Source organism: Paenibacillus sp. FSL H8-0537, from assembly GCF_038051995.1.
Lineage (GTDB): Bacteria > Bacillota > Bacilli > Paenibacillales > Paenibacillaceae > Pristimantibacillus.
On the sequence record NZ_CP150290.1, the window covers coordinates 4,155,443 to 4,167,051 of the forward strand.

The window sequence follows — 11,609 nt, forward strand, 5'->3', positions numbered from 1 at the left end:
GCAAGCCTGATTAATTCGGTGGAATCTCGTCAATCGTCATTTGCCGCTCGCCGATGCGTTCAAACAGCATTTGTGTCTGTTCTTCAAGGGCGTCTTCCACATCGATATGCTTCGGCTCTGGCAAAGCTTTAATGCTGGACAAGCCGAAATAATCGAGAAACGCTTTGGTCGTGCCATACAAAATAGGACGTCCAATTGCTTCCGCGCGGCCCACCTCTTCAATTAAATCTTTGGAGACGAGTGACTGAATCGCTCTATCGGTTTTGACACCGCGAATTTCCTCGATATCAATACGGGTAATCGGCTGGCGGTAAGCAACGATTGATAATGTCTCCAGCGCTGCTTGCGACAGCTGAGAACGTGTTGGCGTATAGGCCATCCGCTCAAAATAAGCGGCGTGATCTGGATGCGTCGTCAATCGATAAGCACCGGCAACCTCCGTTACCTGAACGCCTCGCTCCTCCCGAGCAAGATCCCGATGCAGCTCATACACCAAATCGGCAGCAAGCTCGGCATCAAACTGCATAATATCTGCAATTTGCCGCTTCGTCAGCCCTTCATCGCCTGCCATGAACAGCAGGCCCTCAATAATCGACTTCAACTTCTGATAATCCACTGTCCTCCGCATCCCCTCTCCAATGAATCACAATATCATCAAACAGCTGATGCTGAAAACAACGAATATGCTTCATCTTCATCAACTCCAAAATCGCCAAAAACGTTACGACGATTTCATGCTTGTCCATATTTTCACGAATCAGCTTTGAAAACTGCACCGTCTCATACTGCCGCAGCACCTCAACAATGTCGCGAATCCGATCCTTTACGGATATTTCGTCCCGCTGCACAGTCGCCACAAATTGGCGCCTCGCCGCCTTTTTGAGCGCACGCTGAAAAGCCGCTACCAGATCAGACACATGCAAGCCCTCAAGCGGGTTAATGTCCTGCTCCTGCAAAAAGGGGGTCATGTCCTCCGGCTCACGCGAAAAAACGAGGCTCCGCTGCGTTTCCTTCTCGCGCAGCTGCTCGGCAATTTGCTTGAATTTGCGATATTCAACGAGCTTCTGAATGAGCTCATCGCGAGGATCAAGGCCATCATCCGGCCAATCCTCATACTCTTCCTCAAACACGGGCGGCTTCGGCAGCAGCTGCCTGCTCTTAATGGCCAGCAGCGTAGCCGCCATCACCAGAAACTCGCTGGTCACCTCAAGCTCCATCTCCGTCATTGCGTTCAAATAGTCCATATACTGATCTGTAATCTCGTTGATTGATACCTCATGAATATCGATTTCTGCTTTATCAATCAAATGCAGCAGCAGATCCAGAGGCCCTTCGAAAGATTCCAGCTTGTAAAGCACTGACACTGCCATTTCCTCCCGACTAATCTTCCGATAAAATCGCTGCGCCACTCGTAAGCGTAAACAGCTGATGCCAACCAACAGCATTCATCCATTACAATAAAAAATAGAAGGGCCTCTTCTCAGAGGCCCTTCGCGCGAGCTGCAAGCCTTAAGCTTAATTATGCAGCAATTTTGTTAAATTAGCCATCTCTATTGCACTGGCTGCAGCTTCGTACCCTTTATTTCCAGCTTTTGTTCCTGCACGCTCAATCGCTTGCTCGATGGAATCAACCGTCAATACGCCAAAAATCGTCGGTACGCCCGTTTTCAAGCCAACAGCCGCCACTCCTTTTGCCGCCTCGTTGCACACGTAGTCAAAATGCGGTGTTGACCCCCGAATAACGGCGCCCAGCGTAATAACCGCATCGTATTTGCCGCTCTCTGCCATCTTTTGCGCGATAAGCGGAATTTCAAAAGCTCCAGGTACCCAAGCAACCTCAACCTCGTTATCCAATGCGCCATGGCGTTTAAATGCATCAAGCGCTCCGCTAAGCAGCTTGCCAGCAATAAATTCATTAAACCTTCCAACAACGATTCCGTAACGCAAGCCTTCAGATACTAAATGTCCCTCATATACATGTGGCATAATTCAATTCCTCCCAATTGGTTTTTATAATGCGTGTAATATTACTGTTGTTCTTGATTTTGATCCTGAAAATCAAACAGATGGCCGAGCTTCGCTTGCTTGGTCCGCAAATAACGGTCATTGTCCTTATTCGCTTCCATTTGAATCGGCACACGCTCAGTAACTTCAAGCCCGTAGCCTTCCAGCCCTTTAATTTTGCGCGGGTTGTTGGTGAGCAGGCGCATTTTGCGAATGCCGAGATCGCGCAAAATTTGTGCTCCAATGCCGTAGTCGCGCAAGTCCGGCGCAAATCCAAGCTGCAAATTGGCATCGACCGTATCGAGCCCCTGCTCCTGAAGCACATAAGCTTTTAGCTTGTTGATTAGGCCGATTCCGCGTCCTTCTTGGCGCATATAGAGCAGCACGCCATTGCCCGCTTCCTCAATCTGCGTCAGCGCTGCCGCAAGCTGCGGTCCGCAATCACAGCGATGCGAATGGAATACATCGCCCGTCAAGCATTCCGAGTGCACGCGCACAAGCAGCGGGCTTTCCGGATCAATCTCGCCTTTTACAAAAGCAACATGCTCCTTGCCATCTACATCATTCGTAAAACCAATCGCTTTAAAATCTCCGAAATCCGTCGGCATATTAACCTCAACGACACGCTCAACGAGCTTTTCCTTCGCATTGCGGTATACAATCAGCTCTTGAATTGTAATAAGCTTGAGATCATGCTCACGCTTAAACTCAACGAGATCCGGCAATCTGGCCATCGTGCCGTCTTCATTAATGACTTCGCAAATGACAGCTGCGGGCTCTGAGCCGCACATTAAGGCCAGATCAATACCCGCCTCTGTGTGGCCTGCCCGTCTGAGCACGCCGCCATCTTTCGCAATCAGCGGAAAAATGTGGCCCGGCTTGCGGAAATCCGCCGCCTTCGTATTCGGGTCAATGAGCGACTTGACCGTCTCGGAGCGCTCGTGCGCAGAAATGCCGGTCGTTGTGGAAATATGGTCAACGGAAACGGTAAATGCCGTTCCATGAAAATCCGTATTGCGCGCTACCATCGGCGGCAGCTCAAGCTGCTCCGCCCGCTCTGCGGTAATCGGAACGCACACAAGCCCGCGCGCCTTCGTAATCATAAAATTGATCACTTCAGGCGTCGCCATTGAGGCCAGCGCAATGAGGTCGCCTTCATTTTCACGATCCTCATCATCTACAACGATAACGGGCTTGCCAAGCAGCAAATCCTCAAGCGCTTCCTCAATCGTATTAAACAATGATTTCTCCAAAGGCTGATCCTGCTGTCCCATAAAGCTTCCCTCCCTGATCGTTCACCACTTCAACTAAACATCTATTCGTTATTACATAAATCCATTTTCACTTAAAAAAGCAGTGCTCAGCTTCGCTCCGCTTGCCGTGCCAGCTTTGCTGCCGGAAGTCGCTCCAGCCTCGCGAGCTGGCTTGAAATGCAGCAAATGCTCCACATATTTGCCAATCATATCGCATTCGATATTAACGGAATCGCCTATGCGCTTATCCAGCAAAGCCGTTTCGCCAAGCGTATGCGGGATGACGGACACCGAGAAGCCCGAATCATTCGTGCTAACAACCGTTAGGCTGATGCCGTCAATGGCGATCGAACCTTTCGGAATGACATATTTCAGCGTTGCCGCATCGTTCAGCTTAATGCTGAATATAACAGCATTGGCGTCGGTTGCCCTTTTTGCAATGACGCCTGTGCCGTCAATATGCCCCTGCACCATATGACCGCCAAAGCGCCCTCCAGCCAGCATCGCGCGCTCCAGATTGACCTGTTCACCAGGCTTTAGCTGGTGAAGATTGGAGCGCCGGTATGTCTCCGGCATTACATCAGCGTCAAAGGTGCTGCCTGTAAAGGAGATGACCGTCAGACAAACGCCGTTTACGGCTATGCTGTCGCCCAGCGCCACACCTTCGAGGACGCGGGAGGCGGCAATCGTCACTACCATAGCCTCGCCCTGCTTGACCACCCGCTTCAGCTTGCCGACTTCTTCAATCAGACCCGTAAACACGGCTAACCCTCCTCTCTAAACATGACGGTAGACCGGGTAGCCGCTTATGCAAATATCAGTCCCCGCTTGCTCCACCTGCGTGCGCTCCAGTTCAATAGCCTGCGCCATTTTTTCAAAGCCTTCAAAATCAAAGGTGCCGGGAGCTGCTGCTCCGCCAATGATTTTGGTAGCCATGTAAATCATAATTTTATCGATGAGTCCTGCTGTTAGCATTGCGCCATTGAGCTTGCCTCCGCCTTCCAGCAAAATCGACCCTATTACCAGCTCGCCAAGCTTTCTCATCGCTTCCGGCAAATCAACCTGCTCTCCGGAGCCTGCCCGAATGAGCTCGACGCCAGCAGCCAGCAGCTCCTGCGCCTTGGCGTCATCCGCCTGCTCAGTCGCAATGACGATCGTTCTTGCTGTCCGATCCGTGACCACGCGCGCGGTGAGCGGCAGCTTCAGGCTGCTGTCGATGACAATCCGCGCCGGATGCAGCGCCGGTACGTCTGCTCTTGTCGTGAGCTGCGGATCGTCTGCCAGAACGGTGCTGATACCGACCATGATACCCATATGCTGATGGCGCAGCGTATGCACCTGCTCCCTTGCAGCACTGCCCGTTACCCATCTGCTGTCGCCGGTGCGGGAAGCAATTTTGCCATCGAGCGTGCTCGCTGTCTTAAGGGTGACAAACGGCAGCTTCGTCGTAATGTATTTATTAAATTTTTCATTCATTTGGTTGGAACGTTCCCCTAGAAGGCCCACCTCAACCTCAATGCCGCATTCCTTCAGCCGTTCAAGCCCCCGCCCAGCTACCTGTGGGTTCGGATCGGTCGTTGCAACGACTACCCTTGCCACCTTGGCATCAATAAGCCGCTCGCAGCAAGGCGGCGTCTTGCCAAAATGGCTGCACGGCTCCAGCGTTACATACGCGGTAGCGCCTTCCGCTTCTTCGCCCGCCATTTGCAGCGCATGCACCTCAGCATGCCCGGTTCCCCGCTTGAGATGCGTACCAATGCCGATAATTCGGCCTTCCTTTACAACGACGCAGCCGACGATTGGATTAATATCCGTCTGTCCAGCCGCCTTCTCTGCCATATCCAGTGCTAAGCTCATATAATAACTGTCATTCAAAATATCCATGAACGCAAAAAACCTCCATTAGCAACATAGCCAACGGAGATGAGAGTATATCTTAGAGACCCGCTTTCAAGTACACAAATAATCGATTTTAACAGACCTAATTGCCCAGCGAAAAAAGTGCAAGCAAATAAGCATGAAATCACGCCTTGAAAGTGTCTCCTTCTCCCATCCAGACTGTACTGTCGGTCCCGGAATTGCACCAGGTCAGCCGTACACAATCCGTTCATGCGCTCACACGCTCTGAATTCATTGTATACGGGTCACGGACTGACAGGCAGCACATCTGTCGCTTCAACATCCCAAGCGCTTAGACAGCCTCCTGATCACCGCCGGTTGGGATTTTCACCCGACCCCGAAGGAAAGCCACTGTATTATTTTTGTCTATACGTTTCGCCAAACGATGGCTTTTAAATAGAAAGAACGCCGTCAGGCGTTTTTTCTTATGGTCACTTACTTTTAAAATGTAACTCTGATGAAATGTTACCACCGCAAAATTGAAAAAGCAAGAGTTTTCGATTCTGATTCTCAATTAGCAGTCATGATGTTCAAGCCTGTTATAAAAAAGGCCGCTTGTTCCCCCGACCAATCGGAAAAACAAGCGGCCTTCCCAAAACGATTAAACCGTTACAATTTCAACTTTTTCCATTTTTTCGCCTTGGCGGAACGTGTCAACATGCTCCATGCCTTTAGCTACTTTGCCAAATACAGTGTGTCCGCCATCCAGATGCGGCTGTGGAGCATAGCCGATGTAGAATTGGCTTCCGCCTGTGTTGCGTCCAGCATGTGCCATTGCAAGGGAACCGCGCTCATGCTTGTTTGGGTTGATCTCACAGTTGATCGTGTAGCCAGGACCGCCTGTACCATTTCCAGTAGGACAACCGCCTTGAGCAACGAAGCCCGGGATTACGCGGTGGAAAGTCAAACCATTATAAAAACCATCGTTTGCAAGCTTCTCAAAGTTTGCAACTGTGTTAGGCGCATCTTGATCAAAAAGGTCAATAATAACCTCTGCTCCGTTTGCCATTGTAATTTTCGCTTGTTTTGCCATCTATTAAACATCTACCTTTCTATATCCGAATAAGACTACGTTACCAAATTTAACCCTTATTTCGCAAGGGCTGTTTTGCGAAGTCTTGCCGGAAGCAAGTCATTGCCGACAATATTGTCCAAAGATTCGCGCTGAACGACGAGATCAGACACGCCGTCTTTTACGAATACGACAGCTGGACGGCGGAAACGGTTGTAGTTGCTCGCCATCGAATAATTATAAGCGCCTGTGCAAAATACTGCAAGCAGATCGCCGCTGTTTGCTTTCGGCAATTCCAAATCAATAATGAGCTTGTCGCCGCTTTCGCAGGCTTTGCCCGCTACGGTAACCGTCTCTTCGCTTGCCTCGTTCGCACGATTTGCAAGCACCGCTTCATAAACGGATTGATAAAGCGCCGGACGCGGGTTATCCATCATGCCGCCATCTACAGCGATATATTTGCGCACGCCTGGAATTTCCTTGCTAGTTCCAACTGTATAAAGCGTTGTGCCTGCATCGCCAACGATGCTGCGGCCCGGCTCAACCCAAATTTCAGGAAGCGGGAATTCCGCTGCAGTAAAGCTGGAAATGAGCGTATCCGTAATCGCTGCAACGTATTGAGCAACTGGAAGCGGGGAATCTCCATCTACATAACGGATGCCGAAGCCGCCGCCAAGATTGATCACCTGGAACGTCAAGCCAAGGTCTTGGCGAATTTCAATTGCAAACGCCGACATTTTCTCAACAGCCATCTTAAAGCCGTCTACTTCAAAAATTTGCGAGCCGATGTGGGAATGAACGCCAAGCACATCCAGATTGGACAGCTCCATCGCTTCCTTAATCGCCAGTTTAGCCGCGCCATTCGTCAAGTCGAAGCCGAACTTGGAATCTTGTTGGCCCGTGGAAATATAGTCATGCGTATGCGCCTCAACACCCGGCGTAATCCGCAGCAAAATTTTAACCGTCAAGCCTTTGTCCTTCGCCAGCGCATTAAGCACTTTAAGCTCAGTAGAATTGTCTACTACGAAGCAGCCGATGCCTGCATCCAGCGCCATATTAATTTCATCCGGCGATTTATTGTTGCCGTGGAAGTGAATGCGCGCTGCTGGGAAGCCCGCTTTCAGCGCCGTGTGCAGCTCTCCGTCGGAAACGACGTCAAGCGACAGGTTTTCCTGCTCGGCAAGCGCACACATTGCCATTGTGCTGAATGCTTTGCTTGCATAGGCCACTTGAAATTGCAGGCCAGATTTTTGAAAAGCGGTCACATATTCATTCGCGCGCTTTCGCACTAGCGCCTCATCGACAATATATAGCGGCGTACCATATTCTTTCGCCAGCTCCGTTACATCACAGCCGCCGATTTCCAAATGCCCCTGAGCATTAACTTTGCTCGTTCCATGCAAGTACATTGTTATTATTCCTCCATACGTGAATAGATTCGATTTACACCAATAGCAACAGTATATCGCAATCTACCCGCAAGCGTAATGGATAATTTAACAAGTCATTTGCATTATTTACGGCTTTACTCCGTTTCGGGCATTTTATCGAGTTGCTGGGGCCGCAGCAGATTGGGCCGCTTGCGATTTTGCAGCACGGGCGTCCGGAAAATGATATTCATCATCGCCCGGAAATCAAACGGAATGAACGGCCACATGTAGGGACGATTGAACGAACGCTCCATGCACAAAAACAGCAGGATAACCGTCGTCCCAACAATGAAGCCCGGCACCTGAAAGGCAGCAACAAGCGTAATGAGCACAAGCCTGACAATGCGGTTCGCCAGCCCCAGTTCATAGCTCGGCGTCGCAAACATCCCAATAGCCGCAACCGACATATACAAAATGACCTCATTGACGAAAATGCCCGTCTGGACCGCAATATCGCCAATGAGAATAGCCGATACGAGCGACATTGCCGTCGCCAGCGAAGTTGGCGTATGCACCGAGGCGAGCCGCAGCAGATCGACACCTACCTCCGCCAGTAGAAATTGTACGAGCAGCGGCAGCTTGCCTGTTTTCGATGGCCCGAGAAACTCCAGCGCCTGCGGCTTCAGCTCCGGATGGATAACGAACAGCAGCCAGAGCGGCAGCAGAAAAAGCGAGGCGAATATGCCAATAAACCGTACCCAGCGCAGATAGGTGCCGATAAACGGCGTCTGGCGATTTTCCTCAACATGCTGGATAAGATCGAAATACGTCGTCGGCAAAATCATGACGCTGGGCGATGTGTCCACGAAGACGACAACCGCTCCTTCCAGCAAATGCGAGGCCACAACATCCGGACGCTCCGAATAACGGACGAGCGGGAATGGGCTCCAGCCCCGTTTAACGGTCGCCTCCTCCAGTTGCTTGTCGGCAAGCGGAATGCCGTCTACCTTGACCAGCGAAATTTTTTCCTTAACGGATTTAAGCAATTCCTTATCTACCAAATCATTAATGTAAGCGATACATACATCGGTCTGTGTGCGCTCGCCAATCTGCACCAGCTCGTAACGAAGCTGCGGATCACGCAGCCTGCGCCTTACAAGCGAAATATTCATCATCAACGTTTCGACGAAGCCGTCGCGACTGCCTCTGACGACCCGTTCCAGGCTTGGCTCATCTGGCGAACGTGCCGGGAAGTTTTTGGCGTCAATAAGCAGCGCCGTCGCTTCCTTGTCGATGAACAGCGCCGTTCCGCCAGAGAGAATGCCCGTCAGCAGCTTATTCCAATCCTGCTCGGACTTGACCTGAGATGCTGGCACATACATATCGAGAAAGGCATGCAGCGCATCGGATGATAAATCATCCGGCTGCAAGTAGGTCAGCCGCTTCAGCACTTCTGTTTGCAGCGTATCCTTTGCGAGGCCGTTCATAAACACGAGGGCGACTCGCCGCTCGCCGAATATCATTTCCCGAACAACAACATCGAAGCTGCTGCCGTAGCCAAGCTCATTTTTCAGCCGCTCCAATACATCATCCAAATCCGAAGGAATCCGCTCCTCGCGACCATCCTGCCCTTGCTCTTTGCCTTGCGACTTCCCTCGTCCCTGCGTTTGCCGCTGTCCCTGCCTGCTTCCTTGTGCTTTGGGACGGGCATGCAGCGGCTGATCGTGGCCATGCTGCCCTTCCTCCCTATTTTGCTGGTGGTCGCTTCTACTCTCCACATGCGGATTCTCCTTCTCCCCGCCAGCAAGCTGCTTGGCATGAATAAACCCCTTCACCTGCCGCCAGCCTCGCTCTCTTTTACCGGAAGAATGCTTCTCCCTGCCCGCTTCGGTGTCCGGCTCATTTCCCAGCTTCATCATGCCAGGAATGCTCGCCTGCCTGTAATCTTGCCCCGGTACATTGTGCTGCTCTTGATCCTTATCCATCTTCTTCCTTCACCTCAGTTCTCCAGCATAGCCCTGCTCATTCTCTACCATTTCCCTACCATTGATACCAAAGCCAGTCCAGCAGCGACCCGAGCGTCTTGCCAAGCACCATCGCCATCACAAGGCCAACTAAATAGTCCGACAGATGGATGCGTTTGGCGAGGATGGGAAACACATTCAGCACTTCCGTCAGCGCCGCCGCAAGCAAGCCGACGAAAATGCCATTGAGCAGCCCGACAGCAATCTGTGACGTAATGCCCGCAAGCGAAAGCTTCCAATCGAAAAAATCTGCGAATGTCCAATAAACCGCACCGCTTATTACCGCCGTTTCAAACCAAATGGACAGGCTGTAAGCATAGGCAATTTGGGCTAATCGCGGAATAAGATCCAGCACTGTTAGCAGCGCCACCAGTCCGCTGCCTACCGCAAGCCCTCCCGACAAGCCCAGCATGACAATAAACGCATGAATCGGCCAATCAAGCATCGTCCTCACTCCGAGCGGTTTGGCGATCATTTTTTTTACGCATCTCGTCGGCGATAACATAGGCGTTCACATTTTCCTGGTAGGTGAACAGCTCTACTTCTAGCGGATTCGGCTCTTCATTGAATTTTTTTCGGAACAGATGGTTGAAAAACAGCACCATGCCAAGCCCAATGCCGAAGGAATATGGAATTTGAAACCAAAGCGGATGTTCATTATGCTCTCCGGTAATCAGCTCGACGATCCGAATATGGACCTCCTTCATACTGACATCCGTATGGAAGTTCATAATCGCCAGACCTGCGCCGAAAAAAAGCAGCAGCCATGAAAAAATAAGCAGCGGAATGCGCGGCTTTGGCGGCTTATCCGCAATCATAACCAGTACCTGCGGATCGCCATAGGCTTCAATAGACAGACCAGGCTCCAGCTCGCGCAGCCGGCTGACAATTTGCAGCAAATCGATGACGACGCGGTTGCCGTCCGGCTTGCTGTGACGATATAGAACGAGCTGGCCGAGGCGCTGTTCCTGCTCTTCGGACTCACCAAGCAGCCTCGCCGCCTGCCCGAGCGTCACTTCCTTCTCGGGACGTATCCCAATCCGCTTGCGTAAACGCAAATAGAGAGGCTGCCGCTGCGTCGTATCCATCCGTCATCAGTCCTTTATCTGTACTTTGGGTTCGTTTCCCTTTTAGTATGAGAAAAACAGGAATCAGATAGTCACGCCGCAGCAGGTAAAAACAAGAAAAAAAGGGCTGTCCCAAAAGTAGTTTTTTATCTACCTTGTGATGCCCTTACCGCTTCGAATTTTGAATGATATAAAAAAAGCGCGAGTTTCGGGGCTAAACTAGCCCCAGAACTTGCGCTTTTGCTTCAGTGTTGCCCACTTGAGCAAATTGTGGGCAGCGAAAGCCACCCAACCTCAAGACTCACTTTTGGCAAACCACGAAGCAGAAAACGCCGGAATCCCCGGTTACTTTTCAGTTGCCCAAAGACACTTTTGGGTTCAATCATACGACGAACCGAAAGGTGGTACCCTTCTTCGCTTTGAAGCAGTTGTATTGCACGGGTCGCAGCGTGCGCGGGCAGAGCTCGGACCTCGGGCTTACGGAAACGCCTTATTAATGTAGCGCGCGATTCGGGTGCTCATCTGCGACCCCGATGTGGGGCGGTTTTCCGGGCAAACGCTGAGTTCGTGGGGGCTGTCAGAGGGCTATGATTTTGTGGATCTCGACGGACGGAGACCTCCTTGGGGACAGTACCTTCGGATTCAAGAATGTCAGCATCAACGAACCGTTTTTCCAAGGGCATTTCCCAGGATTTCCGGTGATGCCGGGGGTGCTGATCGTCGAGGCGATGGCACAGGTTCGAGGCGTCGCGATGTTGAGCGTGCCGGACTTTAAAGGCAAGATTGCCTTCCTGGCCGGGATTGACGGTGCTCGCTTCCGCCGCCAAGTCGTTCCGGGCGACCAACTGCGCATCGAAGTCTCGATCACGAAACTCAAAGGCGTCATGGGCAAAGAACAGGCCGTTGCTTATGTCGACGGCGAGCTGGCCGCTGAAGCGGAACTGACCTTCGCGATCAAAAAAGACTAATTTGGAAGACAG

The 11,609-nt window shown here is 51.4% G+C and carries 12 protein-coding genes, 1 pseudogene and 1 riboswitch; of the genes and pseudogenes, 1 reads left to right on the top strand and 12 read right to left on the bottom strand.

Annotated elements, in window-relative coordinates:
* Positions 1 to 10 precede the first annotated feature (10 nt).
* The 12 genes and pseudogenes from scpB to MHB80_RS17670 all read right to left on the bottom strand — a co-directional run.
* Positions 11 to 616 carry an SMC-Scp complex subunit ScpB gene (gene scpB, locus MHB80_RS17615; RefSeq protein ID WP_046231988.1) on the bottom strand — a complete coding sequence of 202 codons (606 nt, stop codon included), beginning with the start codon at positions 614 to 616 and terminating at the stop codon, positions 11 to 13.
* On the bottom strand, positions 585 to 1,364 hold the full coding sequence (locus MHB80_RS17620) for a segregation/condensation protein A (RefSeq protein WP_056028893.1): 780 nt from the start codon (positions 1,362 to 1,364) through the stop codon (positions 585 to 587). The genes scpB and MHB80_RS17620 overlap by 32 nt, the downstream gene beginning before the upstream one ends.
* Before the next feature lie 151 nt (positions 1,365 to 1,515).
* Positions 1,516 to 1,986, bottom strand: a complete 471-nt coding sequence (gene ribE / locus MHB80_RS17625) for a 6,7-dimethyl-8-ribityllumazine synthase (RefSeq protein WP_056028895.1) — start codon at positions 1,984 to 1,986, stop codon at positions 1,516 to 1,518.
* Between the two features lie 41 nt (positions 1,987 to 2,027).
* Positions 2,028 to 3,278, bottom strand: coding sequence for a bifunctional 3,4-dihydroxy-2-butanone-4-phosphate synthase/GTP cyclohydrolase II (locus MHB80_RS17630; protein WP_341278207.1), 1,251 nt, complete (start codon positions 3,276 to 3,278; stop codon positions 2,028 to 2,030).
* A gap of 51 nt (positions 3,279 to 3,329) precedes the next feature.
* Positions 3,330 to 4,019, bottom strand: a complete 690-nt coding sequence (ribE, locus tag MHB80_RS17635; protein ID WP_341278208.1) for a riboflavin synthase — start codon at positions 4,017 to 4,019, stop codon at positions 3,330 to 3,332.
* 15 nt (positions 4,020 to 4,034) lie between these two features.
* Positions 4,035 to 5,141, bottom strand: coding sequence for a bifunctional diaminohydroxyphosphoribosylaminopyrimidine deaminase/5-amino-6-(5-phosphoribosylamino)uracil reductase RibD (gene ribD, locus MHB80_RS17640; protein WP_341278209.1), 1,107 nt, complete (start codon positions 5,139 to 5,141; stop codon positions 4,035 to 4,037).
* Between the two features lie 153 nt (positions 5,142 to 5,294).
* Positions 5,295 to 5,505: riboswitch (FMN riboswitch) on the bottom strand.
* Between the two features lie 252 nt (positions 5,506 to 5,757).
* The gene (locus MHB80_RS17645; protein WP_341278210.1) at positions 5,758 to 6,189 is read right to left on the bottom strand and encodes a peptidylprolyl isomerase; all 432 of its coding nucleotides are present in this window, start codon (positions 6,187 to 6,189) and stop codon (positions 5,758 to 5,760) included.
* A gap of 56 nt (positions 6,190 to 6,245) precedes the next feature.
* Complete coding sequence (gene lysA / locus MHB80_RS17650; RefSeq protein ID WP_341278211.1) at positions 6,246 to 7,577, bottom strand: diaminopimelate decarboxylase; 1,332 nt, start codon at positions 7,575 to 7,577, stop codon at positions 6,246 to 6,248.
* A gap of 116 nt (positions 7,578 to 7,693) precedes the next feature.
* Positions 7,694 to 9,523, bottom strand: a complete 1,830-nt coding sequence (locus MHB80_RS17655) for a spore germination protein (protein WP_341278212.1) — start codon at positions 9,521 to 9,523, stop codon at positions 7,694 to 7,696.
* A 55-nt stretch (positions 9,524 to 9,578) separates the two neighbouring features.
* A complete protein-coding gene (locus MHB80_RS17660; protein ID WP_341278213.1) occupies positions 9,579 to 10,007 on the bottom strand; it encodes a stage V sporulation protein AB in 429 nt (142 codons plus the stop codon).
* Positions 10,000 to 10,650 (bottom strand): stage V sporulation protein AA, encoded by a 651-nt coding sequence (locus MHB80_RS17665; RefSeq protein ID WP_341278214.1) that lies wholly within the window; start codon positions 10,648 to 10,650, stop codon positions 10,000 to 10,002. Before MHB80_RS17665 ends, MHB80_RS17660 begins: the two co-directional genes overlap by 8 nt.
* 198 nt (positions 10,651 to 10,848) lie before the next feature.
* Positions 10,849 to 11,069, bottom strand: a pseudogene (locus MHB80_RS17670) (transposase); the annotation flags it as partial.
* 147 nt (positions 11,070 to 11,216) lie between these two features.
* On the opposite strand from MHB80_RS17670, the gene fabZ reads away from it, so the two are divergent.
* Complete coding sequence (gene fabZ / locus MHB80_RS17675; protein ID WP_341278215.1) at positions 11,217 to 11,597, top strand: 3-hydroxyacyl-ACP dehydratase FabZ; 381 nt, start codon at positions 11,217 to 11,219, stop codon at positions 11,595 to 11,597.
* Positions 11,598 to 11,609: the final 12 nt, after the last annotated feature.